The 23,472-nt window shown below is 55.7% G+C and carries 19 protein-coding genes and 1 pseudogene; 6 read left to right on the plus strand and 14 right to left on the minus strand.

Annotated features, from left to right (window positions below; translation table 11 throughout):
* Positions 1-194: 194 nt before the first annotated feature.
* The 4 genes from ACHH0Z_RS13445 to ACHH0Z_RS13460 are packed head-to-tail and all read right to left on the minus strand — an operon-like array spanning position 195 to position 5,732.
* Entirely contained in the window at positions 195-623 is a 429-nt protein-coding gene (locus tag ACHH0Z_RS13445; protein WP_017384060.1) for a hypothetical protein, read from the minus strand.
* Between the two features lie 3 nt (positions 624-626).
* On the minus strand, positions 627-2,744 hold the full coding sequence (locus ACHH0Z_RS13450) for a hypothetical protein (protein WP_017384059.1): 2,118 nt from the start codon (positions 2,742-2,744) through the stop codon (positions 627-629).
* Entirely contained in the window at positions 2,732-4,498 is a 1,767-nt protein-coding gene (locus ACHH0Z_RS13455) for a hypothetical protein (protein ID WP_007897920.1), read from the minus strand. The genes ACHH0Z_RS13450 and ACHH0Z_RS13455 overlap by 13 nt, the downstream gene beginning before the upstream one ends.
* A complete protein-coding gene (locus ACHH0Z_RS13460) occupies positions 4,485-5,732 on the minus strand; it encodes a site-specific integrase (protein ID WP_007897923.1) in 1,248 nt (415 codons plus the stop codon). The genes ACHH0Z_RS13455 and ACHH0Z_RS13460 overlap by 14 nt, the downstream gene beginning before the upstream one ends.
* A gap of 589 nt (positions 5,733-6,321) precedes the next feature.
* Between ACHH0Z_RS13460 and ACHH0Z_RS13465 the strand changes: the two genes are divergently transcribed.
* The gene (locus ACHH0Z_RS13465; RefSeq protein WP_223826471.1) at positions 6,322-6,981 is read left to right on the plus strand and encodes a hypothetical protein; all 660 of its coding nucleotides are present in this window, start codon (positions 6,322-6,324) and stop codon (positions 6,979-6,981) included.
* A 135-nt stretch (positions 6,982-7,116) separates the two neighbouring features.
* On the opposite strand, the pseudogene ACHH0Z_RS13470 reads toward ACHH0Z_RS13465, so the two are convergent.
* A pseudogene (locus tag ACHH0Z_RS13470) lies at positions 7,117-8,292 on the minus strand (YgiQ family radical SAM protein); the annotation flags it as partial.
* Positions 8,293-8,491: 199 nt separating this feature from the next.
* Here ACHH0Z_RS13470 and ACHH0Z_RS13475 point away from each other — a divergent pair.
* On the plus strand, positions 8,492-9,967 hold the full coding sequence (locus tag ACHH0Z_RS13475; RefSeq protein ID WP_008502992.1) for a TrkH family potassium uptake protein: 1,476 nt from the start codon (positions 8,492-8,494) through the stop codon (positions 9,965-9,967).
* Between the two features lie 31 nt (positions 9,968-9,998).
* Here ACHH0Z_RS13475 and ftsP read toward each other — a convergent pair whose 3' ends face one another.
* From ftsP to ACHH0Z_RS13495, 4 genes are all read right to left on the minus strand, one after another.
* Positions 9,999-11,411 (minus strand): cell division protein FtsP, encoded by a 1,413-nt coding sequence (gene ftsP, locus ACHH0Z_RS13480; RefSeq protein ID WP_008502991.1) that lies wholly within the window; start codon positions 11,409-11,411, stop codon positions 9,999-10,001.
* A gap of 58 nt (positions 11,412-11,469) precedes the next feature.
* The gene (plsC, locus tag ACHH0Z_RS13485; protein WP_008502990.1) at positions 11,470-12,207 is read right to left on the minus strand and encodes a 1-acylglycerol-3-phosphate O-acyltransferase; all 738 of its coding nucleotides are present in this window, start codon (positions 12,205-12,207) and stop codon (positions 11,470-11,472) included.
* Between the two features lie 163 nt (positions 12,208-12,370).
* Positions 12,371-14,629 carry a DNA topoisomerase IV subunit A gene (gene parC, locus ACHH0Z_RS13490; RefSeq protein ID WP_045408929.1) on the minus strand — a complete coding sequence of 753 codons (2,259 nt, stop codon included), beginning with the start codon at positions 14,627-14,629 and terminating at the stop codon, positions 12,371-12,373.
* 118 nt (positions 14,630-14,747) lie between these two features.
* A complete protein-coding gene (locus ACHH0Z_RS13495; protein ID WP_008502988.1) occupies positions 14,748-15,149 on the minus strand; it encodes a YgiW/YdeI family stress tolerance OB fold protein in 402 nt (133 codons plus the stop codon).
* A 138-nt stretch (positions 15,150-15,287) separates the two neighbouring features.
* Here ACHH0Z_RS13495 and qseB point away from each other — a divergent pair, with 138 nt between their 5' ends.
* The 4 genes from qseB to ACHH0Z_RS13515 all read left to right on the plus strand — a co-directional run bounded on the left by qseB (position 15,288) and on the right by ACHH0Z_RS13515 (position 18,326).
* Entirely contained in the window at positions 15,288-15,947 is a 660-nt protein-coding gene (gene qseB, locus ACHH0Z_RS13500; RefSeq protein WP_023326078.1) for a quorum sensing response regulator transcription factor QseB, read from the plus strand.
* Positions 15,944-17,293: a quorum sensing histidine kinase QseC gene (gene qseC / locus ACHH0Z_RS13505; RefSeq protein WP_045408926.1), complete on the plus strand. Its 1,350-nt coding sequence runs from the start codon at positions 15,944-15,946 to the stop codon at positions 17,291-17,293. The genes qseB and qseC overlap by 4 nt, the downstream gene beginning before the upstream one ends.
* 105 nt (positions 17,294-17,398) lie before the next feature.
* Complete coding sequence (locus ACHH0Z_RS13510) at positions 17,399-17,980, plus strand: NAD(P)H-dependent oxidoreductase (protein ID WP_014833281.1); 582 nt, start codon at positions 17,399-17,401, stop codon at positions 17,978-17,980.
* A 31-nt stretch (positions 17,981-18,011) separates the two neighbouring features.
* Positions 18,012-18,326 (plus strand): putative quinol monooxygenase, encoded by a 315-nt coding sequence (locus ACHH0Z_RS13515; RefSeq protein ID WP_008502984.1) that lies wholly within the window; start codon positions 18,012-18,014, stop codon positions 18,324-18,326.
* A 96-nt stretch (positions 18,327-18,422) separates the two neighbouring features.
* Here ACHH0Z_RS13515 and ACHH0Z_RS13520 read toward each other — a convergent pair whose 3' ends face one another.
* Genes ACHH0Z_RS13520 through ACHH0Z_RS13540 form a run of 5 tightly spaced genes read right to left on the minus strand, consistent with a single transcriptional unit; the run spans position 18,423 to position 23,096 of the window.
* Positions 18,423-19,310, minus strand: coding sequence for a MurR/RpiR family transcriptional regulator (locus tag ACHH0Z_RS13520; RefSeq protein WP_021242303.1), 888 nt, complete (start codon positions 19,308-19,310; stop codon positions 18,423-18,425).
* Positions 19,307-20,257: an iron-siderophore ABC transporter substrate-binding protein gene (locus ACHH0Z_RS13525; protein ID WP_045408937.1), complete on the minus strand. Its 951-nt coding sequence runs from the start codon at positions 20,255-20,257 to the stop codon at positions 19,307-19,309. Before ACHH0Z_RS13525 ends, ACHH0Z_RS13520 begins: the two co-directional genes overlap by 4 nt.
* 9 nt (positions 20,258-20,266) lie before the next feature.
* Positions 20,267-21,307, minus strand: coding sequence for an iron ABC transporter permease (locus ACHH0Z_RS13530; protein WP_045408922.1), 1,041 nt, complete (start codon positions 21,305-21,307; stop codon positions 20,267-20,269).
* Complete coding sequence (locus ACHH0Z_RS13535; RefSeq protein WP_045408919.1) at positions 21,304-22,287, minus strand: iron ABC transporter permease; 984 nt, start codon at positions 22,285-22,287, stop codon at positions 21,304-21,306. The genes ACHH0Z_RS13530 and ACHH0Z_RS13535 overlap by 4 nt, the downstream gene beginning before the upstream one ends.
* On the minus strand, positions 22,284-23,096 hold the full coding sequence (locus ACHH0Z_RS13540) for an ABC transporter ATP-binding protein (protein WP_045408935.1): 813 nt from the start codon (positions 23,094-23,096) through the stop codon (positions 22,284-22,286). The genes ACHH0Z_RS13535 and ACHH0Z_RS13540 overlap by 4 nt, the downstream gene beginning before the upstream one ends.
* Positions 23,097-23,472: the final 376 nt, after the last annotated feature.

The following is a 23,472-nucleotide window of genomic DNA, read 5'->3' on the forward strand; positions in this document are numbered from 1 at the left end:
TAACCGCGTTCTGTTATCTGACGGACGGCTTCTTCCTTAAATTCAGGTGTAAATCGTGGTGTGCCCATACGCTCCTCCTATGCTCAAACTATAGGGCAGGATCGTCTACCGGGGCGGGGTCAGTCCATAAATGACTCTGAGGTGTCTGTTAAACGCGTGGCGATTCACCTCGCGTCCTTCCGTTCAGTATAGCCTCAGTCCCTGACACCACCCGAGAACGGAATGACGTCCCCTTTCTCCCTCCCGGTGTTGCGTTCAAGCTCCCTGACATACTGCTGTAAAAGTATAAGGTTATGTAACAGCTCTACATTTTCAGCCATCATCTTTTTGATTTCTTCCCTCAGCTCATTTCTCTGACGGCGATACTTTTCTTTCAGCTTGATCTGCTGCTCAATGCCCTGCTCATCAACCGGCGCGGTGCCCTGGCACGTTTTTTTCAGACTGCGGATAGCCTCCCTGACCTGCCTGTACTCAGGACAGTTATAATTCAGGGTGCCGTTTGCCAGCCCCGCTCGTTTTTCCACAGCATACTGGCTGATACGCTCCCCTGATAACATCAGTTCCCTCAGGGCCTGCTCTGCTCTTGCCTGTGTTTTTTTAACCCCCGACTGTTCGTTCGTCATGCTCTATTCATCCTTTTCAAAAAAGCGGACAGCATCTGCATAAAAATCTCTCTCAAGCATCAGAAAATCCCTGTCAGCCTGAGGAGCATTATTTCGCACGGCAATCTCCAGAAGGTTGTCATAATGAGCCATCCTGCGTTTCCACACGGGAACAGAATCAGCTCCGGCCAGCATGTTCTCACATCCCGGATTGCAGGACGCTGACTGAACAACCGCCTTAAACTCGCAGTCATGGCCATTCATGCAATAAAAACCGTTTCCAAGAGATACCAGTTTTTGCCCGCCTCGTTTAGCCATGCTCATCGCTTTTTTCAGTGTAGGAAACGTCATCTGATGTAAGTGCCCACCTCTCTGGGACATCAGTAACTTCCCGCCTTCGCCATAAAGCAGGCCTTCATGCTGATAAGAAACAGCCCTGGAAGCTGAGAGTTCGGTATCAACCCTTTCAATCTCGGCAGCGAATGCCTGAGGGATCGCCCGGCTAAAATGCGAAGCGTTGAGTGCACCGGACATATACCACTCCGTCATGCCTCTGATTAAGTGCTTAAACTGCCGGATAAGATCATTAGTAGAAATCAGATCAAGACGCCTGAGGTGTACAGCAAGTGAACGGCGAAACTGATGGGTTCGCAATGGCCAGAAAGCCCCCTCCCGAATCTCCATCGCAACGCGTTCATCATCACGTATGTTTGGATTTAAAAGCCTGAACTCATCAATATGGTCACGTCGGATGAACAGATGGTGTCTTTTCACAAATTTCTTTGCCCACTCAGTCTGGCGCTGCGTCCCCATAAAAGAGAGTTTTTGCTCCGAGAACCACGACCTGATATTTAAAGACAATGGAACATTGTCCAGCGTCTTCCCGTCCAGGCCTGTCATGATTTGATTAATTCTGCGTAAATGCTGAAAAGGCTTTTCCACATAGCGACAAACAACCCAGTCTTCGTGACTTCCACCTTCCGGGGCGAACTTATGCAACACCGAACGAAGTCCCAGGATATCACCATCATAAATCAGTGAACCGTGCATCACGCCAAGCACTTCGCTGTGTCTCATCCCCGACATGGCCTGTATCACATTCATGACTTTTAACGTCAGCTCAAAATGCCAGGTGTTCAGCTTTATGTGATCAACGCCAATAAAATCAGATCTCCAGCGCTTATTTTTATGTACCGAGAACCAGCCCTGCATCCCGGGGCCAAGTGTCGCGAAAAGCGCCCGAATTTCCCCGGCAACAATATTGTAGTAATACGCGGCCCGGTAATCCGGTATGCTTTTTGCTGTCCCTCTTTTACGGGCTTCCAGCATCGACGTATAGTAAGGCGAATCATAAAAACCGTTTATGATAGCGCACAGCCGGGAAAACCCGTCAAAATCGAAATCACTGATTTCAGCATCCAGTTCAGTAATCAGCCCTTCCCAGACAGACATCATAAGACTGAAAGGCATACAATATGTCTGGTTTGAATCATCCACACTGTTGTAACTGTCGAAGCTAATATCAGGAAAGTAACCGTATTTTCGAAGACGGGTATGACCTGTCAGCGAGATATCCGCCAGGTCCATAAAGTAATTACGTAATGTTCTTTCAGAACGCTTCCTGCCGTGCTCATCCTCCTCCTTCATCTTTACAATGAAAGCATTCCGGACAAGCGGAAAACGAAGCTGAAACAGACTGCGATACCCCATAGACTCAATAATACGGGCTCCCGCCACAATGTTTGCACATTTCCGGATCAGTGACTGCGTCTTCGCGGTCCTGCCGACAATCCAGAGCAGGCTGGCTGAGATGATTTTGGCTTCAAGACGCAGTTCAGGATCCCGTATGCCTGAAAAATTAACGGTTCTTAACGTTTCACCAATATGGGTTCTGACATAGCGATTGGTCCAGACATCATCCCTGAAATAAATATTCAGCGTCTCCTCATTGATAAAACGCATATCATGTTCATCTGAGCTGGCGATAACCAGGCAGTTATTCAGACGTTCAAAGCTTTTGTTTTCTAGTGCCTCACAGATGATATCCTCAGTCGGAAACTCATCCCCTGAACGAAGCGGCGTTCCGGCAGGAAACTCCGCCATTCGACTACGGCTTACCTCTTTTTTCTTCAAATCTGCCATACCGGAGCCACACCTTCTCGCTGAAGTTTAACGCGCGCTTTTTTCAGGGTCGCCTCATCTACCAGCCCAAGCCGTAAATCAATCTTCAGGAGTAACGTTTCATAACGCTCCACAGCATTGACCGAACCGATGTACAACGGTTTTCCATACTCGATAGCATGCCTGAATGACAGCAGGAGCCATACAGACTCCAGCGTTTCCACAACGCAACTTTTTGAACATTCGACACAATGAGAAAAATCCGCACAAGCCTTTGGTGTCCGGCCAAATCGTTTTTGCTTTTTTATAAAGCGCAATTCAATATCTGTAGGCGGCTCCTGCGATCGACATCCCAGGCCATTCAATAAAAGATCCACACCCTCATCGCTTCCACGCAGATCGATCCCCAGCTCATCAGCAACTTTTACCCGCTCGGATAACGCACGTGTCGCAATCCCCTGATTCATAAGCGTATCAAGTGCAGCACTGAAGTTTTCCTTCGCCCCCTGTGGGTTACCTGCAGCATAATTCCGCCTGTAAGTGCCCCAGTTATGCTGTGCTTTTTCCGCCGTAATCAGACCATTCTTTAATGTTCTGTCCGTATACTGCTCAGACGTTTTGCGCAAGCCAGAAACGGTAATTGATGGAAGCGAGGGATTAAGCTGCCGCATCGTGGCCCACGCCCCCTCAGAGTTAGAAAATTTAGTCAGATGACTGGGATTAAGAGAATAAAGCTTACGGAATTTCACCTGCGGCTCACTCAGAAACAGCGCCTGTACCGGAGGGAAGTTATCTGCGGAAACCAGATAGTTAACGATGTCGTCCCTGAGCCTGATAAAAGACAGAAACCAGTAATAGCCCGCACGTTTGGTCACATACTCCGATTTACCTATCGTCAGACGTATATACTTATTCGCTCTCCCCTTATAAACATAATCAGTGCTGATACCCTTTTCATCCAGATGTATATCATCCCGCGTCAGACCCAGAACCTGAGAGGTGTTTCCCCATGTGTGGTAACAGAACAGAAAAAAAGAAGTAAGAAAGTAATTTTCCAGAACGTCCCTGATGATGATCTCTGCCCTGCTGACCCCGTTCTCTCCCGGATACCGGAAATACGCTTCATAAACAGGTGCCAGCAAAGACGGTGAGAAATGCCGCACCCCTTTTTCCGATTTAGCGATATGCTCCCGGATACATCCCGCAAGGAACTCATTCATGGATGACAACTGCCTCAGGATCTCGGAAAGTTCATTCCTGGTATAGCTATCCCTTCCCTGCTGCTGATACGTTCCTTTCGGTAAGAATTCATATTCATACCGCCTCTGAATCTGCCCGCCCGTAAGCAAAAACCGGTTGACCACGGACAAGTAGTGTCTTGCCATCCTGACTGAAATTTTTCGCCGACGAATATCGTTCATGAGATGTTTAATATACATTTCAACGCCTTCAGCCGTGCCATAGTCATACTGATTGACTGACTGCCATATAAAAAACATATTGAGATAACGGAAAATGGTTAACCTTCCGGCGGGACGGTAAGACAGAAGAAATCGTTTCAGAGAGGCAATAAAATCGCGTTTTTCAGGGCGGGCAAGATGCGAATGTTCACTAAACCATCCGGGGAGCAACACATAATCTGAAAAATGAGCCTGAAGATAAACGTCAAGTAAATAATATCGGTTCAGATCCCGCTGAGTGATGTGTCCGCTGACCGTCTCCCATGACAGCACATTTTCGGCCATCCACGTTATCTGCGTTTCACTCCGGCTCATATATGGCTCCATCGCGACCTGCAGCACCGTCAATCAATGCGTCCATGACCCCGGCGACTGCATCAGAAATCTGGTTTTGCTGAAGAAAGACGATGTATTTCATCGTCGTATTTTCGCTTTTATGGCCCATCCAGTATTTTACTGTACCCAGCGCATTTGCGGCCTGATCGGGATAGCAACTCAGTGCCGAGCGTAAAAAATGGGTCGCAAACGTTGCCCGCAAATCATGGGGTTTATGTCTGAACACATTTCCCGGAGCAGACCGGGCCAGGCGATGGCGAAAACTGTACCAGCGGGAGTAAAAGGCTTTTTCAGACATCCGTTTCCCGTTTGCCATTAAAAATAAAGGCTCGTGCCGCCCTTCCCCACCCTGTCGTGCACGCCATTTTTGGATCTTCTTTTCATACTCCTCATCCGCCAGATAATCCAGAACCTGCTCGTACAATCGTCTGGTGATGAAGAGTTCTCGCGTCATCCCAAACTTCGTATGAACTCCGCATCTCGGACCAATATGAAGCCCCCTGATGGTCAACTCAGATACAGGGACACTGGCAAGGTACTCTTCAGTAAAGAGTGACGACGGCAGGGTCAGCATTTCATCCAGCCGTAGCCCACAATTTTTCATCAGCACAATCATTAAACTGAACAACCCGGACTCAGATTTCAGTGCCTCATCCAGGATATGAACCTCTGCATCATTCAGTGGGTTGATTGTCCTTTTTGTTGTGCTGGTTATCCTGATGGCAAGATCCGAACTTATCACCTTGCGTCGCCCGTCAACGACTTTTTCGACCAACGTAAAAAATGAGCTGGCAGCCAGCTCACCACACTTGCCCAGAAATACGTAAAACCGTCGGATAACGCTGATGTACACCGCCGCGGTGGATGAGGCGATGCGCCCCTGCCTTACGGCCCCCAGAAGATACTCCCTGAAGCCATATGTAGGGCTTTGGTATTTCAACGTTCCCGGGGTGAAAGGGTCAAGTCCGTTATCCTCCAGCCACCTTATCCAGCGTAAAAATGCCCGGGCTAAAGGCTTTAAATCCCTGGCCTGCAGGATAGCTTTATCCATAAGATAAAAGTGTACATATCGGCTCAGTTTTCGATTCTGGATGCCGCTAATATAAGGTATTTCAGCATACAGAAATCCGGGTTCAAATTTCAGTTTCGGCTCTGTTGCATCCAGTTTGCTGACACGCCCATAACGCGCATGAATGTTAGTGATTATCCTCACAGTCTGTCGCCCTGAAACGCCACCTCATGCCTACACTATAAATCCGGAAGAAGAAAAAACAAACAACCAGGTTGCCGGGAGTGAATATGCAAATCAGGAGGAAAGTAAAAGATGTAACGACACCATCACGATGCAATACATTGACCTCAACACGTTACCCGGACCATACGTGATAAACATCACAAATCCTTTGAGTGAAGAACTTAAGATGTGATTTTCATTTCCCGGCACAAACCGTGCCCTTAAAAAACAGGCAACGGATACATCTTAATGCCAGAAGTAAACCTTAATTGATTGAATACAGCCTGAGTCCATTGCAAAAATAACACACAGGGTAAATTCGCATATACAGAACCCAACGAAAAGCAAAAGAAACCTGTAACACATTTCGTTTACCTGTCACTTTCAATTGTAAAAGCCAGCAGAAAAAGCGCATATAACTATATTTATCCCTGCGGGGACTTTTGTTTGTGCTATATATTTTTTACAGAGAACCGCAACGCGTCCAAACACAAGAATATATTTACCTCTGGAAAATGGTCTGACTCCCTTTCACGTGGTTGTAGTGACCTGTTCTGTGATTCATGTAATGTCTTTTCTGGATGAGGAAAATATGTCATCACTGATATTTTATACAGACGAAGCACAAGCACTGATTGTAACAGATACCCTTGCCGTCACCGATAATGGGGAGCCGTTATCTTTTGTTTCCAAAGCAGGTTACATCCCCCAGCTAAGAACCATCATAGCAGGAACGGGGGCAGGTGGATTTTCTAACACCTGGTTGCTTGAAGCATCAACCAGAATGGTCGTATCAGGTATACAAAATCTCAATTATCATACATCGGCCTGTCTAAGGAGGCTGTGGAAACAATACAAGCATGACCATGCAATTCCCTCTTCTTCAACGGTGACAACCAGTGTTTATCAGTTCGCAATTTGCGAGGAAACAGGAAATATCGTTTCGTTCGCCTATCGCTCAGTCCATGATTTCGAATCAGAGCAATTACAATACGGAACAGGAGTAAAACCTGAGTGCCAAATCTTGGATGGGGATTTGTTGCAGACAATTCCTGTAATGATGAATGAACAAAGGGCTATACAGGCGACATACCCACACCCGGAACGGATCCATATTGGCGGTGAGATGATTGCGCATTATCTGACATCATCTATGTATCAATGCTTTAAGATTGGGGAATTTGAGGATTTCAGAACTCAGGGAGAGTATATATTGAGCAGGATTTAGGCAAAACGCGGTTCAGATAAAGTGCTTTTAACAGGCTTGCTGAACATTAAAAGGATATCTCTCAATTACGATGAATAGCTTGAATTCTAAAAATAGAAAAGTAGAGTTTAACTCTAAATACATAAAAACAAGAGTAAAGGAACAGCCACCGAAGCAGCCGCGCATGATGTTGATCGAGAAGCGGATCATCTCATACGCCGGGATGCGGGCGTTGCCGTACGCCGGGTGCGGCACGCGCTTGTACGGCAGCGCAAAGACGCTGTCCATCTCTTCGGTGGAGAGCGGGATCGCCGGCGGGTTGATCCAGATAAAGCGCTCGCCGTGCTTCTGCATCAGCGCGCGGGCGCAGCCCGGGTTGGTTTCATGGTGCAGAATACGGGACGCGTGCGCGTAGAGCACCTTGTCGGCTTTCACCTTCTCGTAGGACGGCAGCAGTACGTAGGTCTTTTCCCACGGCTTCGGACGCGGCGGCTGCACGACGATCGCCTTCGCTTCCGCCTTCTTTGGCTCTACCGGTTTGTTATCGGCACACGGCAGATCGTCGCCGTACGGATGTGGGATCGGGTCGATTTTGCCCGGCATATCGATGATGCGGGAATCTACCCCGCGCCAGCCCGGCAGCGCCTCTTTCACCATAATGGCGGTATTGCGCACGTCGCGGATGCTGCTCACCGGCTCGCCCTGCGACAGGCGGTGCGCCACTTCCACCAGCGGACGCTCGCCGTTTCCGTAAATCAGCATGTCGGCCTTGGAATCCACCAGCACCGAGCGGCGCACGGTATCTGACCAGTAGTCGTAGTGTGCGGTACGGCGCAGGCTCGCCTCGATGCCGCCCAGGATCACCGGCACGTCTTTCCAGGCTTCTTTGCAGCGCTGGGTGTAGACGAGGGTTGCGCGGTCCGGACGTTTGCCCGCCACGTTATCCGGCGTGTAGGCGTCGTCATGGCGCAGCTTACGGTCGGCGGTATAGCGGTTGATCATCGAGTCCATGTTGCCTGCGGTCACGCCGAAGAACAGGTTCGGTTTACCCAGACGCATAAAGTCGTCTTTGCTGTTCCAGTCGGGCTGGGAGATGATCCCCACGCGGAAGCCCTGCGCTTCGAGCATACGGCCACAGATGGCCATGCCGAAGCTCGGGTGGTCAACGTAGGCATCGCCCGTGACCAGAATGATGTCGCAGCTGTCCCAGCCCAGTTGGTCCATCTCTTCCCGGGACATCGGCAGGAACGGCGCCGGTCCAAAGCAGGCCGCCCAGTACTGGGGCCAGGAGAAGAGGTCACGATCCGGCTGGATCAGGGAAATTGCGCTCATAATGCTTCCGAAGAAAAAATAAACAAAAGGAGCGGGATTATACGCTGTTCATCTGCCAGATTTGAAGAAAAGGATGCAGGAAGCAGGCAGATATTCACGGAAGTCGTTAAAATACGCCGCCCTGATAATTTTGGATCATAATATTCACTCTATTTTCCGGTGATTTGCCCCGGAATGCGTGTTTGTGCGGAGCTCAGTTGTGAAGCCCAACGATTCGTTACATGTCTCCCAGCTGCGGGTTGTCCTGCACCTCTGCGGTTTCCTTGTGCTGCTGTACAGCCTTTCCATGCTGCCGCCGATGGTTATCGCCCTGCTGAACAAAGAGCGGACCTACTTTGCCTTCCTGACCACTTTTTTAACCTTTTTTAGTCTCGGAGGCTTAACCTGGCGGGCAACCCGTCACGCCGGCATCCAGCTGCGCACCCGCGACGGTTTCGTGATTATCGTGCTGTTCTGGCTGCTGTTTTCATTGATTAGCGCCATGCCGCTCTGGATGGATGACGGGCTTCAGCTCTCCTTTGCTGACGCGCTCTTTGAAGGGGTTTCCGGGATCACCACTACCGGAGCGACGGTGATCGGGGACGTCAGCGCCCTGCCTAAGTCGTACCTGTATTACCGCGCTCAGCTGAATTTCATTGGCGGGTTAGGCGTCATCGTGCTGGCCGTCGCGGTCCTGCCGCTGCTGGGCATTGGCGGCATGAAGCTCTATCAGTCAGAGATGCCGGGGCCGTTCAAGGAGGAGCGTCTGACGCCCCGCCTTGCCGATACCGCGCGCACGCTGTGGGTGACCTACTTCGCGCTGGGCGTGGCCTGCACTCTGGCCTACTGGCTGGCGGGAATGTCCTTTTTTGACGCCGTCTGTCACGGGCTTTCGACCGTGTCACTGGGCGGCTTCTCCACCCGCAGCGAGAGCATTGGTTTTTATGACAGCCACGCAATCGAGCTGGTTGCCGGGGCGTTTTCGCTGCTCTCCGCGTTTAACTTCACCCTCTGGTACGTCGCCATTGTCCGACGCACCCTGAAGCCGATTCGTCGCAGCCCGGAGGTTAAATTCTTCCTGAGCGCCGCTGCGGCGATTATCCTCATCACCGCCTGGCAGGTCTGGCATGCAGGCATGTACAGCCCCACGGATAGCCTGGTGCACGCCTTCTTCCTTGCCAGTTCGATGATGACCGATAACGGCCTGTCGACCGCCGACTACGCCCAATGGCCCACCCACACCATCTTCCTGCTATTGAGCGCCAGCTTTTTTGGCGGCTGCGTAGGCTCGACCTGCGGCGGGATCAAAGCCCTGCGTTTTTTGATTATGTTCAAGCAGAGTATTCAGGAGATGAACCAGCTGGCGCATCCGCGCGCGCTGCTGAGCATTAAGGTGGGCAAAAGCGTGGTGAATGAACGCGTCCTGCGCTCGGTCTGGAGCTTCTTCTTTCTCTACGTGATGATCACGGGCTTTTTTGTCTGGGCGCTTAATCTGATGGGCTACGATCTGTTTACGTCATTCGCGACGGTCGCCGCATGTATCAACAACATGGGGCTGGGATTTGGCGAGACGGCGTCGACGTTCGGCACGTTAACAGAAGGGGCTAAGCTGTTGATGTGCGCGGCGATGATCTTAGGGCGTCTGGAAATTTACCCGGTGCTGATTCTGTTCTCGCGCTTTTTCTGGCGGGCATAAACCATTCCCGGCGAACCGGGAATGTCAGTGGTTATGGCGCGGGGTTGATCAGCATCTGCCCTACGGAGCCCCTGTCCATCATCTCCAGCGTCTGGCTGTGGAACAGGAACGGGAAGTGCGGCCACGAAGGCTGGCCGTAGTAGACGAGCAGTTCAACCTGACCGTCCACCCAGACGGTGTCTTTCCAGCCGCGATCTTCCGGGAACGGCATCGCGCCGTTAACGTTGCGGATCAGGAAGCTTACCCCTTCAATATGGAACGACTGCGGCATATCTGAACGCACCGTCCAGCGCTCCCAGGTGCCCTGCTGCGCGGTGATGTCGATACGGTTGACGTCCCACAGCGCACCGTTGATGCCCGGATCGTCGCCCAGGCTGATATCACGGCTGCGCACCGGGGAGCCGCTCATGATCTCCTGCGGCAGCAGGCGCATGGGCAGGCTATCGGTCACCAGCGGCAGCAGGCCGGTTGGACGCAGGGTCAGCACCAGGGTCGAGACAAGAATGCTCGACGGTTCAAAGAACCCGCGAATACGGTCAACAATGCTTGCCGCTTCGCCGCAGGTCACAGAGACTTCATCCCCATTGGTCATATCAATGAGAATTTCGCGACGCTCACCCGGCGCGAGCGCCAGCTGTTTGACGGACACCGGTGCCGGTAAAAAACCCTGATCGCCGGAGATCACGTGCAGCGGACGGCCATCGCTCATTTGCAGCTGATAGCGGCGCGAGTTAGACGCGTTGAGCAGGCGCAGGCGCACCCAGCCACGGGACACTTCGACATACGGGCTCTGCGCGCCGTTAACCAGCAGCGTATCGCCAACGAAGCCACCGCTCCCCGGTTCGCTGTATTCCGGCGTACCGAAATTATCCAGACGTTTGTCCTGGATGATAATCGGGAAGTCATCCACGCCGTAGTGGTTCGGGATCGGCAGGGATTTGCTGACTTCATCTTCCACCAGCCACATGCCGGCCAGGCCGTTATAGACCTGCTGCGCCGTGCGGTTAGGGGTGTTGGCGTGATACCACAGGGTTGCCGCGCTCTGGCGAATCGGCAGAACGGGCGCCCAGTCGGCGCTGGGCGACATCATGCGCGCCGCACCGCCAATCAGCGGGCCAGGCACCTGCAGGCCGCTGATGGTCATGGCGACATTTTCAGGGGTACGGTTACTGTAGATGAGCTTTACGTCATCGCCATTCCACACGCGTATGGTCGGCCCAAGGTAACGTCCGTTAATGCCCCAGACCGGCGCACGCGTCCCCTGGGTAAAGGACCAGTGGCTGCGCTGCAGCGTCAGGAAAAGCGGCTGGCCGCGACGGGATTCAATGAGTGGCGGAATAGGCAGCGGCTGTTGCTGCCCGGCGGCGCTGGCTGTCAGCGGCATCGCACCCGCACAAAGGGCGATCCCCGAAGCCTGAATAAACTGACGCCGACTGAGTGACATATAAGCTCCATCTGAAACGACTAACAACGCGGGAATTCGTTTTCCCTTCAACGCCGGGTTAGATCTTACCGGCGGCTTCTCTCTCTGCGACTTCTTTGTCGAGCAGCGCAATATGCTCAGCCATCAGATCACGGCAGTGCGCTGCCAGCTCGCGCACCTGATCTTTACCGTATTTGCTGGTATCGACGGGTGGCAACATTTCGACAATCACCAGCCCGTTATTCAGGCGGTTAAGATTAATCTTATTCGAAGTATTGGAAACGCACACAGGAATAATTGGAACACCTGCCGCAATTGCGGCATGAAACGCACCGGTTTTAAACGGCAGCAGGCCGCGGCCGCGGCTGCGCGTCCCTTCCGGGAACATCCAGATTGAGATCCTGCGCTTTTTAAAATGATTCACCACTTCTGCAATGGTGCCGTGCGCTTTTGCACGGTTATTACGGTCAATCAGCAGGTTACCGGTAAGCCAGTACAGCTGACCAAAAAACGGGATCCACAGCAGGCTTTTTTTGCCCACCGTCACGGTCGGTGGAAGCACGATATTGGAGGCCGTCACCATATCGTAGTTGTTCTGATGGTTGGCGATATAGATGGCGTTACCGAAATTCTCCGCTCCTTCCGGCAGGCGTTTTTCAACTTTCAGACCAAACAGCGGCGCAAGACGCCCGAACATATGGCCAAAGGTGGCGACATGCTTCGGATTACGCGGGCTGAACAGGCAATAAATAGAGCCGAAAATACAGACCAGAATACAGTAGATAACGGTAAGAATAAGACGAACAATATATAGCATAGCGACCTCTGAAGCCCTGACAGCTGACAATTATACTTCACCTGTGGCCAGGTAAGGACTTTATTACGAGCGCGTATTGTTAATCGCAACGCACGAATTAACAACGATTTTACGGGAAATTTTATTGAAATTCCCCCTCCGGACAGAGGGGGATATCATGACATTACTCTTCGCTGTCACCCGCCGCGCTGCGTGCAGGAGAGTCAATCTCCACGCGGTCGATACGCTGCAGGCCGCGCATCAGCGAGCCGCGGCGACCGCGCTCGCCCACCACCTTCTGCAGCTCTTCCGGACGAAGCTTGATTTTGCGCTTGCCGACGTGAATGGTCAGCGTGCTCTGCGGCGGCAGCAGGAAGAGGTGCGCCAGGCCATCTTCGCCTTTCGCGGCCTCCGCCGACGGGATGTTGATGATCTTGTTGCCCTTGCCTTTTGACAGCTCCGGCAGATCGCTGACCGGGAACATCAGCATACGCCCGGCGGTGGTGATCGCCAGCAGCATGTCGCTTTCGTTCTCGATCACCAGCGGTGCCATTACGTGAGCGTTGTCCGGCAGGCTAATCAGCGCCTTACCGGCACGGTTGCGGGAAACCAGATCGTTGAAGGTACAGATAAAACCGTAGCCCGCGTCAGACGCCAGCAGCAGCTTCTGGTCATCGGCTTCCATCAGCATATGGTCAACCGTCGCGCCCGGCGGCAGCGTCAGCTTGCCGGTCAGCGGTTCACCCTGCCCGCGCGCGGAAGGCAGCGTGATCGGGTCAATGGCATAGCTGCGACCGGTGGAGTCGATAAACGCCACCGGCTGGTTGCTCTTGCCTTTCACCGCCGCTTTGAAGCTGTCGCCCGCTTTGTAGCTGAGCCCCGGCGCGTCGATATCGTGGCCTTTGGCGCTGCGCACCCAGCCGCTCTGCGACAGGACAATGGTCACCGGCTCGGACGGCTGCATGTCGTGCTCGTTCATCGCCTTCGCTTCTTCGCGCTCGTGCAGCGGAGAACGACGGTCGTCACCAAACGCGTCGGCATCAGCCTGCAGCTCTTTCTTCAGCAGGTTATTCATCTTGCGTTCGGACGCGAGGATCGCCTGCAGCTGATCGCGCTCTTTTTCCAGCTCGTTCTGCTCGCCGCGGATCTTCATCTCTTCCAGTCTGGCGAGATGGCGCAGCTTCAGCTCGAGGATCGCTTCGGCCTGGGTTTCGCTGATGCCAAAGCGCGACATCAGGGCGGGCTTCGGCTCGTCCTCGGTACGGATGATCTCAATCACCTCGTCGATATTGAGGAACGCCACCAGCAAACCTTCGAGGATATGCAGGCGCTTAAGCACTTTCTCCAGACGATGGTTCAGACGACGGCGTACCGTATCGCGGCGGAACGTCAGCCATTCGGTGAGGATCTCCAGCAGGTTTTTCACCGCCGGGCGTCCGTCGAGGCCGATCATGTTCAGGTTAATGCGGTAGCTTTTTTCCAGATCGGTGGTGGCGAACAGGTGGTTCATCACCTGCTCCATGTCCACGCGGTTAGAACGCGGCACGATCACCAGACGGGTCGGGTTCTCGTGGTCAGATTCATCACGCAGGTCGTCCACCATCGGCAGCTTTTTATTGCGCATCTGGGAGGCGATCTGCTCCAGCACTTTGGCACCGGAAACCTGATGCGGCAGCGCGGTGATCACCACGGCGCCGTCTTCTTTATTCCACACCGCGCGCATGCGCACGGAGCCGCGACCGTTCTGGTAGATTTTGCGGATTTCCGCGCGCGAGGTGATGATCTCGGCTTCGGTCGGGAAGTCCGGGCCCTGCACGATATCCAGCAGATCGTCGAGCGAGGTTTTCGGCTGCTCAATCAGGGTGATGGCGGCTTTCGCCACTTCACGTAGGTTGTGCGGCGGAATGTCCGTCGCCATACCGACCGCAATCCCGGTGGTGCCGTTCAGCAGGATGTTCGGCAGACGCGCGGGCAGCATCTTCGGCTCCTGCAGCGTACCGTCGAAGTTCGGTACCCAGTCAACGGTCCCCTGACCCAGCTCGCCCAGCAGCACTTCGGCATATTTAGAGAGGCGGGACTCGGTATAACGCATCGCCGCGAAGGATTTCGGGTCGTCCGGCGCCCCCCAGTTCCCTTGACCATCCACCAGCGGGTAGCGGTAAGAGAACGGCTGCGCCATCAGCACCATTGCTTCATAGCAGGCGCTGTCGCCGTGCGGATGGTATTTACCCAGCACGTCACCGACGGTACGGGCGGATTTCTTGAACTTGGCGGTGGCATTCAGCCCCAGTTCGGACATCGCATACACGATGCGGCGCTGAACGGGCTTCAGGCCATCCCCGATAAACGGCAACGCCCTGTCCATGATGACGTACATGGAGTAGTTCAGGTAGGCGTTTTCCGTGAATTCATGTAGCGCGAGGCGCTCTGCCATATCGCTCATTACGTGTGATTCCTCAACTCAGAAACCGAAGGGTTTCAGGCAATATTGCCGCAGATACTACCCTATCTGACGAGTTGAGTCACAAAGAAAAAGGGCCGCTTATGCGGCCCTTTTCGGGTTATTTGTTCAGCTTGATGACCTGCTTCACGTCGATTTCAAAATCGTTCCACTCTTTATCGACCTTGCCCTGGATTTCCACTTTATCCTGCGGGGTGACGGTCACGCCGTTCCAGCGCTTGTGGTCAATTTCCACGTTCACCGTGCCGGTCTCATCGCGGAAGGTGTAGCGGTCATCGGACAGGCGCTGGGTGATGTTCCCGCGCAGCTTCACCCAGCTGTCGTCCTTCATCTCTTTCACCTTCACCGCGGTGGTGAGGTTGGCGTCGTTATCGACAAAACCGCCTGCCTGCGTCTGGGTCTGGGTTTGCGTGGCGGACGGGCCGTTAAATCCGCCCTGCGCAGCAAAAACGGGGGCAGTGGCCATCATCATGATGGCGGCAATGGCAGCGAATTTTTTCATATTAACTCTCCCTTTAATCTGGTTTCGCAGTCCATTAAACAGGGTAATCCTTAACAACTTCTTAAGGGAAAAATTTATTTATTATTGCTGTACAGCAGGCGCTTACAGAGGGTTTACTGACGGCATCAAGGAGGGAACATGCGCATTTTACTGGTAGAAGACGACACGTTAATCGGCGACGGTATCAGGGCGGGTTTAAGCAAAATGGGCTTTAGCGTGGACTGGTTTACCGATGGTAAAACCGGTCAGGCCGCGCTCGCGTCTGCACCCTATGATGCCGTGGTGCTGGATCTGACGCTGCCGGAAATCGACGGCCTGGACATCCTGCGCGCGTGGCGCGAAAGCGGGCGCAGCGAGCCGGTATTGATCCTGACCGCGCGGGATGCGCTTAACCAGCGCGTGGAAGGTCTGCGTCTTGGCGCGGATGATTATCTCTGCAAGCCGTTCGCGCTGATTGAAGTGGGTGCCCGCCTCGAGGCGCTGGTCCGCCGCAGCCACGGCCAGACGCATAGCGAGCTACGCCACGGCAAGGTCACGCTCGATCCGACCCGTCTCGTCGCCACGCTGGACGGTGAACCGCTGACGCTGAAGCCGAAAGAGTTCGCGCTGCTGGAACTGCTGATGCGCAATGCAGGCCGCGTGCTCCCTCGCAAGACGATTGAGGAAAAACTGTATACCTGGGACGACGACGTCTCCAGCAACGCGGTAGAAGTCCACGTTCATCATCTGCGCCGCAAGCTTGGCAGCGAGTTTATCCGCACCGTGCACGGCATCGGCTATACCCTGGGTGACGCATGAAGCTGACGCAACGCCTGAGCCTGAAGCTGCGCCTGACGCTCCTCTTTTTAGCGCTCTCCCTGACGGCATGGTTTGCCGCCAGCCTGGTGGCCTGGCAGCAGACCACCCACAAGCTGGATAAGCTCTTCGACACGCAGCAGATGCTGTTTGCCAAACGGCTGCTGACGATGGATCTGGACGAGATCCGCGCCCCCGAGCGGATGCGCGAGATCCCGAAAAAAGTGAAGCATGGCCGTCTCGATGACGACGCGCTGGCTTTCGCCATTTACAGCGTCGAGGGCAAAATGCTCCTGAACGACGGCGAGAACGGGCGCGATATTCCGTACCACTATCGCCGCGACGGGTTTGCTAACGGGCAGCTCCAGGACGACAACGACGAATGGCGCTTCCTGTGGCTGACCTCACCCGACGGGAAATACCGCGTGGTGGTCGGTCAGGAGTGGGAGTACCGCCAGGATATGGCGCTGGACGTGGTCAGCTCGCAGCTCACGCCCTGGCTGGTGGCGCTGCCGGTGATGCTGCTCTTGCTGGTTCTCCTCCTGATCCGGGAGCTGAGGCCGCTCAAAAAGCTGGCGCAGACCCTGCGCTCCCGCTCGCCGGATGCGACCGAGGCGCTTGTGCTTCAGGGTGTGCCCACGGAAGTGCGCCCCCTGCTCGACTCGCTGAATCACCTCTTCGCACGTACCCAGGAGATGATGACCCGCGAGCGCCGCTTTACGTCCGATGCCGCCCACGAGCTGCGCAGCCCGCTGGCGGCCCTGAAGGTGCAAACTGACGTGGCGCAGCTCTCGCAGGACGATCCGCAGGCGCGGGAAAAAGCGCTGGCACAGCTGCATGCGGGAATCGACCGCGCTTCGCGGCTGGTGGATCAGCTCCTCACCCTGTCGCGTCTGGACTCGCTGGATAACCTTGACGATGTCGAACCGATAACGCTTGCCGATTTACTTCAGTCGGCGGTGCTGGATATCTGGCATCCGGCGCAGCAGGCAGGGATTGATATTCGCCTCTTCAACCATGCCCCGCAGGTCAAACGTCAGGGGCAGCCCCTGCTGCTCAGTCTGCTGGTGCGCAACCTGCTGGACAACGCCATCCGCTACAGTCCGCGCGGCAGCGTGGTGGACGTGACGCTGGACGCGCGTAGCTTTAGCGTGCGCGACAACGGTCCCGGCGTTGACCCCGAGGTGCTGGCGCGCATCGGCGAGCGTTTTTATCGGCCACCGGGGCAGAACGCCACGGGCAGCGGGCTGGGGCTTTCTATCGTCAGGCGCATTGCCGCGCTGCACGGGATGCGCGTCTCGCTGAGCAATGCGGCGGAAGGCGGCTTTGAGGTGAAGGTCAGCTGGTAACGGATTATTGCATCTCCAGCAAAAGACTTTGCACATTTTGCTCATTTTTCCGCTCCGTCCTCGCGCGTAGAATACCCGGCATACTCTCATCGTCGAGGACAAAAAATGAGCAACATTCTGATTATTAACGGTGCAAAAGAATTTGCGCACTCTAAAGGCCAGCTGAATGACACCCTGACCGAGGTCGCGGACGGTTTCCTGCGCGACGCCGGGCATGATGTTAAGGTCGTGCGTGCAGACAGCCACTACGACGTGAAAGCCGAAGTGCAGAACTTCCTGTGGGCTGACGTGGTGATCTGGCAGATGCCAGGCTGGTGGATGGGCGCGCCGTGGACCGTGAAAAAATACATGGACGACGTGTTCACCGAAGGTCATGGCTCGCTGTATGCCAGCGATGGGCGCACCCGCTCTGACGCGTCCAAAAAATACGGTTCAGGCGGCCTGATTCAGGGCAAAAAATATATGCTATCACTGACCTGGAACGCCCCGCTGGAAGCCTTCACCGAGAAAGATCAGTTCTTCGAGGGCGTGGGCGTGGACGGCGCGTACCTGCCGTTCCACAAGGCGAATCAGTTCCTGGGCATGGATCCGCTGCCGACCTTTATCGTCAACGACGTGATTAAAATGCCTGATGTCCCGCGCTATATCGCAGAATATCGCAAGCATCTCGCGGAAATTTTTGCTTAACTGGTAGCCTGGAATTAAAGGAGTAGTAAACATGCTTACCGTTATCGCAGAAATCCGTACTCGTCCAGGTCAACATCACCGTCAGGCGGTGCTGGATCAGTTCGCGAAAATTATCCCGACCGTACTGAAAGAAGAAGGCTGCCACGGCTACGCGCCGATGGTGGATGCCGCCACTGACGCCAGCTTCCAGGCGACCGCGCCGGACTCGATCATCATGGTTGAGCAGTGGGAAACCGTCGCGCATCTTGAAGCGCATCTGCAGACCGCGCACATGAAAGCGTGGAGCGACGCGGTGAAGGGCGACGTGCTGGAAACCCACATCCGCATCCTGGAGCAAGGGGTTTAGGTTCGTGGAATTTGCCGGGTGGCACTGCGTTTACCCGGCCTACAAAACCTGAACCGTAGGCCCGGTAAGCGCTAGCGCCACCGGGCTTTGTTGTTTTTAGCTGCTTTTCTTCCCCGGCTTTAACCCGCGATGGAGTTCGTTGATGCGCTTCATCGACTTGATGGCGCGCTGCGGTTCGGTGGCGGCGACGGATAAAATGATCATCTCCAGACAGAGCAGCACCGTGCCGTGGAGCGGGATTTTACCCTTTTCACCGCCGCGCGGAACGTGGATCACCACGCTGGCCTCCTTACTGAAACGCGAATCAAGGGCGTTGGTCAGCAGGATGGTGGGAATGCCCAGACGTTTAGCTTCACGCAGGGTGGTTTGCCCTTCCCGGTGCGCGGATTTCTGCGCCATCATCACCAGCACGTCACCGCGCTGAAGCGCAATCAGCTGTTCGGCAAGCCCGATCCCGGTGCGGTTAAGCGGCGTGGCGGGTAACCCCATACGGCTGAACAGCCTGGCGGTGTACTCGGCCAGAATGCCGGAGGCGCCAATGCCAAATATGGCAACCTGCCTTGCCTGCGCCAGCAGTGAGACCGCCTGCGCCATCGCGTAGCGGTTGTGGGGCTCGGATAACACCTCGCAGGTGTGCTGATGCCCCTCCAGCACGAAATCAATGCTCGCGTTGACGTCGCTGGCGAGCGTGTTCACCGTGGTGGACATCTTTTCGCTGGAGGTGACCACCGGGCCAAACCACTGCTCCAGCGTCTGCTTGAGATCGCGCAGCCCGGCGAACCCCAGCGCCTGTATGGCGCGGACCACCGTGGCATCCGAGGTTTTCACTACGGCGGCAATCTCCATGGCGGTCTGCTCCATCACCGCTTCGCGGTTGTCATGGATATAGCGTGCGACCTGCAGCAGACGCGGCGTCAGCTGATGCGCCCGCGCGCGAAAGCGGTCGCCATAGACATCCACGCGCCCCTTCTCTTTGCGGATCACCGTGAGGCCTCCGGCAGCGGACGCCCGGCAATCTGTGACTGCACCTGCGCGGCCATCAGCCCTAAAGACGCGAACGAATTCGAGATCGCCTCTTCACGCGAGATCAGCACGTAGTACCCGCGCCGGCAGGCAGTCAGGAACTGACACCAGCCCGGCATCACCGCCTCCATCGCTGCCAGCTCGTCCTGCGGTTTACCGCCCGTATCCCCGCGCCAGGTAGCAAAGACGAAATCGGCATCCAGCTCCGGCAGGCGCTCGGCGCTGACGTCGATGCGCCCCCCTTCCGGGATGGCCTCAATCAGTGGCGGGAATTTGAATCCGGCGTCGCGCAGAACGCGGCCCAGCGAGTGGTAGCTGTGCATGGCGTTGATTTTCCCCTGATTGGCCTGAATCACCGATACGGTGATTTTGCGCGTGTCGATGGTCGCCTTCAGCGCCTTGATTTGCTCCTGATATCGCCGCTCCAGAACCTTGAGCCGCGCCTGCGTTCCTGTCAGTTGAGCCAGCTTGCGGTAGATTTCCGGCGCGCCGCCGTCGAGATGATCGATGCTCACCGTCGGGGCAATTTTCGCTAATTGTTCCACCGGCGTGTTGCGGGTCGGCTCGGTAACGATCAGGTCAGGTTTGGCGGCGGCGATGGCTTCGATGTCAATATCCGCCGTACCGATAAATTTGATATCGGAATTATCGAAGTCGACGCCGGTTAACATGCCGCTGGAGCGCAGAAAATGGCTGCCGTCCGGCCGCGTGCGGCCATGGCTCGCCACCGGCGGCACGCCAAGCTCAATCAGCGGAATGGTGATGTCCAGATCGTGTAAGGAGACAATCCGTTTCGGGTGCACCGGCACCACCACCTTTCGGTTCAGATCGTCAGTAAAGGTCTGCGTCGGCTCCGCCGCGCTCACCGCGAATCCCACCAGCAACAGCATCGAAAACAGTACGCGCATCATAATCCCCTAAAATCTGTCCCGACGCTGCCAGAGCAGCAGCAGGAAAAACGGTCCGCCAATCAATGAAATCACAATCCCCGCCGGCAGCTGCAGCGGGAGGAATGCCAGACGTCCGACGTTATCCGCCAGCAGCACCAGCAGCGCGCCCAGCACGGCGCTTCCCGTCAGGAGCGCGGTCTGACCACCGTGCAGCAGCAGGCGCGCCATATGCGGGGCAATCAGCCCCACGAAGCCAATGCTGCCCACGCAGGAGACGCAGGCCGCCGTCAGCACCACCGGAGCGAGAACCCGCAGCAGCGCCAGCCGGGTTGTGCGCACGCCAAGGCCCGTAGCGGCCTGATTGCCGAGCAACGCCACGTCCGCGGCCCGGGCGGTAAACAACAGCAGCGCAAACGCGGGGGCGGCCCAGAGTGCGGCCAGGCCCACCAGCGTCCAGTTTGCCGCATGCAGGCTTCCCGCCAGCCACAGCATCGCCGTCTGCACGTCGCGCACGTCGGCGGTGGTCATAAAGACGCCCATCGCTGCGGCAAACGCCCACGACACGCCGATGCCGATCAGGATGAACCGCGGGCGCGAGATATCGCGCGCCAGGACGATCACCAGCAGCGCGGTGAGCAGCCCACCGGCCATGCCGACCAGCGGACGCCAGGCCAGGCTCAGCGCCGGGAACTGAAAAATCAGCAGCAGTACCGCCGCGCTACAGCCCTCCTTCACGCCGATAAGCCCCGGGTCAGCCAGTCCGTTGCGGGTGATGGACTGCATCGCCGCCCCCGCCATCCCGAGCATCGCGCCGCACAGCACCGCCATCAGCAGGCGCGGCAGGCGGATATCCATCACGACGTAGCGCGTCTCCGCCGTCAAAGTTTCAGGCGAAAACAGCGCCCGCCCGATGGCAGAGGCGGGAATGGGCAGAGAACCGTGCGTCAGGCCAAAGCCCAGCAGGCCTAGCGCCATCAGCGCGAAAAGCGACAGGCACGCCAGCGCCTTCGGGCGAACCAGCGCCGACAGGCGACCAACACGGATCGCGCGGAGTCCGGCCCGGTTCATTTGAACATCCTCGAGGCCATAAGGATGAACACGGGCGCGCCGACAAGGGCCGTCATGATGCCGGTTGCCAGCTCCCAGGGGGTAAACAGCGTGCGGGCAGCGATATCCGCCAGCAGCAGCACCAGCGCGCCGCACAGGGCCGACAGCGGCACCATCACGCGCAAATCGACCGACACCAGACGGCGGATGAGCTGCGGCACCACAAGGCCGATAAAGCCAATCGGTCCGGCGAGGGAGACGGCCGCGCCGCAGAGCAGCGCAATGGCCAGCAGGGCAAGGAGGCGGGTTTTCAGCAGCGACACGCCAAGCCCCTGCGCCATTCTGTCGCCCAGCGCCAGCATGTTGAGTGAGGGCGACAGCCCGATAGCAAGAACAAAACCAGCGGCTGCCGCCCACAGGGCGCTCTGGAGCATCTGCGCGTTGATCCCGGCGATATCACCCGCCAGCCAGGTGCGCAGAGAGAGTAGCGTCTGTTCATCCAGGATTAACACCGCGGCGGTAATCGACGAGGCAAACGCCGACATCGCCACGCCGCACAGGGTGACCTTCATCGGCGTGAGCCCGGTGCGACCGGTCGAGGAGAACATCAGCACCAGCAGAAACAGCGCGGCGGCACCGGCGGCGGCAATCAGCGGACGACCAAACGGCAGCGAAAGCCCAAGCGCGCTGGTCACCACCACCGCGAGCGCTGCCCCGGCGTTGAGCCCCAGAATATGCGGCTCGCCGAGCGGGTTGCGGATCACGGACTGCAGCAGCACGCCCGCCACGCCGAGCGAGGCGCCGGTAACCATTGCGGCGCAGAGGCGCAGCAGCCGTAGTCTGATGATGATGTTATGGTCGAAATTGCGCGGGTCGAAGTGAAAGAATGCCTCCACTACCGTTTGCGGGGCGATAAAGCGTGCACCGATCCCCAGATGAGCAATCGCCCCCATTGCCAACAGCAATGTAAACATCAGGAAGGCGAGAGAAGCGCGCATCATGGCTGTTCAAGGCTCTGGCGAAACGGCATAAAGAACGGTTTTCCGGTTAGCGGGTTAATCGACATATGCACGTCCACATCAAACACCGCTTTGATCAGATCCGGCGTGCAGGCGTCGCCTTCATGTAACACCCCCTCGACTTTTCCCTGGCGTAAAAAGACCAGGGAATCACCGTAGTTCACGGCAAAGTTAAGATCGTGCAGCACCACCACGACGGTACGCCCGTGCTGGCGGGTCAGGGCGTGCAGCAGTTCCAGGATCTCCACCTGATAGCGAAGATCGAGGAACGTGGTGGGTTCATCCAGCAGGATATACGGCGTTTGCTGCGCCAGCGCCATGGCGATCCAGCAGCGCTGACGCTGGCCGCCGGATAAGCTTTCCACCGGCATATGGGCAAACGCTGCCGTGCCGGTCAGGCGCAGGGCCTCTTCCACCGCCAGTTCGTCCTCGTCGCTCCACTGGCGCATAACGTTTTGCCAGGGAAAGCGCCCGCGCGAGACCAGCTCAAAAACGGTTAACCCTTCCGGGAGCAGCGGGGACTGCGGGAGAATACCAAGCTGGCGAGCGACGGCTTTGGTCGGCTGCTCGTGGATCGCCTTGCCGTCGAGAACCGCCGCGCCGCCAAGCGGATGGAGCAGCCGCGCAATGGTGCTCAACAGCGTGGATTTCCCGCAGCCGTTTGCGCCCACCAGAACGGTTATTTTCTGCTGGGGGATCGCAAGGGAGATATCATCAACGATGATTTTTTTCTGATAGCCCGCAGAGAGGTTCTCCAGAACCAGTCCCGGTTGTTTTGTGTTGTGAGCCACGTGAACGCCAACGTAATAAAAAAAGCGCAACAAATATAAATAAAAATCATTCTCTTTTGAGAGTTTGACGCCACGCCATGTAGTAGTCAAGAGAAGAAACACCCTGAAAAAACCAGGGGTAACGGAGCGTTACCGTGCAGACCACAAAATTAATAAATCATTATTTTTCAATTAAATAATTCATTACCCTTGTACTTTCCCGTTGCGTTTCATGCATGTAGCCGATTTTTATCATTTTTCATTTACTACTACATTCCCGCATGATTGAATGATTCTCAATTACATGTTCGATGCCGGTTCTGGCTAACGAGCAGAGCATAAAAGGGCAATGACTCACACATTCTTCCGTGAAGGTGATTCACGGATATTTTGGGAT

This window comes from Enterobacter cloacae complex sp. 2024EL-00227, from assembly GCF_043945315.1.
GTDB lineage: Bacteria > Pseudomonadota > Gammaproteobacteria > Enterobacterales > Enterobacteriaceae > Enterobacter > Enterobacter roggenkampii.

What these genes read in the sequence shown, in the direction of transcription:
- ACHH0Z_RS13515 (WP_008502984.1), top strand. Translation starts at nt 18,012, where the DNA reads ATGCTTACCGTTATCGCAGAAATCCGTACTCGTCCAGGTCAACATCAC.
- ACHH0Z_RS13445 (WP_017384060.1), bottom strand. Translation starts at nt 623, where the DNA reads ATGACGAACGAACAGTCGGGGGTTAAAAAAACACAGGCAAGAGCAGAG.
- ACHH0Z_RS13450 (WP_017384059.1), bottom strand. Translation starts at nt 2,744, where the DNA reads ATGGCAGATTTGAAGAAAAAAGAGGTAAGCCGTAGTCGAATGGCGGAG.
- ACHH0Z_RS13530 (WP_045408922.1), bottom strand. Translation starts at nt 21,307, where the DNA reads ATGAACCGGGCCGGACTCCGCGCGATCCGTGTTGGTCGCCTGTCGGCG.
- ACHH0Z_RS13525 (WP_045408937.1), bottom strand. Translation starts at nt 20,257, where the DNA reads ATGCGCGTACTGTTTTCGATGCTGTTGCTGGTGGGATTCGCGGTGAGC.
- ACHH0Z_RS13495 (WP_008502988.1), bottom strand. Translation starts at nt 15,149, where the DNA reads ATGAAAAAATTCGCTGCCATTGCCGCCATCATGATGATGGCCACTGCC.
- parC (WP_045408929.1), bottom strand. Translation starts at nt 14,629, where the DNA reads ATGAGCGATATGGCAGAGCGCCTCGCGCTACATGAATTCACGGAAAAC.
- ACHH0Z_RS13465 (WP_223826471.1), top strand. Translation starts at nt 6,322, where the DNA reads ATGTCTTTTCTGGATGAGGAAAATATGTCATCACTGATATTTTATACA.
- ACHH0Z_RS13455 (WP_007897920.1), bottom strand. Translation starts at nt 4,498, where the DNA reads ATGAGCCGGAGTGAAACGCAGATAACGTGGATGGCCGAAAATGTGCTG.
- ftsP (WP_008502991.1), bottom strand. Translation starts at nt 11,411, where the DNA reads ATGTCACTCAGTCGGCGTCAGTTTATTCAGGCTTCGGGGATCGCCCTT.
- qseB (WP_023326078.1), top strand. Translation starts at nt 15,288, where the DNA reads ATGCGCATTTTACTGGTAGAAGACGACACGTTAATCGGCGACGGTATC.
- ACHH0Z_RS13510 (WP_014833281.1), top strand. Translation starts at nt 17,399, where the DNA reads ATGAGCAACATTCTGATTATTAACGGTGCAAAAGAATTTGCGCACTCT.
- plsC (WP_008502990.1), bottom strand. Translation starts at nt 12,207, where the DNA reads ATGCTATATATTGTTCGTCTTATTCTTACCGTTATCTACTGTATTCTG.
- qseC (WP_045408926.1), top strand. Translation starts at nt 15,944, where the DNA reads ATGAAGCTGACGCAACGCCTGAGCCTGAAGCTGCGCCTGACGCTCCTC.
- ACHH0Z_RS13535 (WP_045408919.1), bottom strand. Translation starts at nt 22,287, where the DNA reads ATGATGCGCGCTTCTCTCGCCTTCCTGATGTTTACATTGCTGTTGGCA.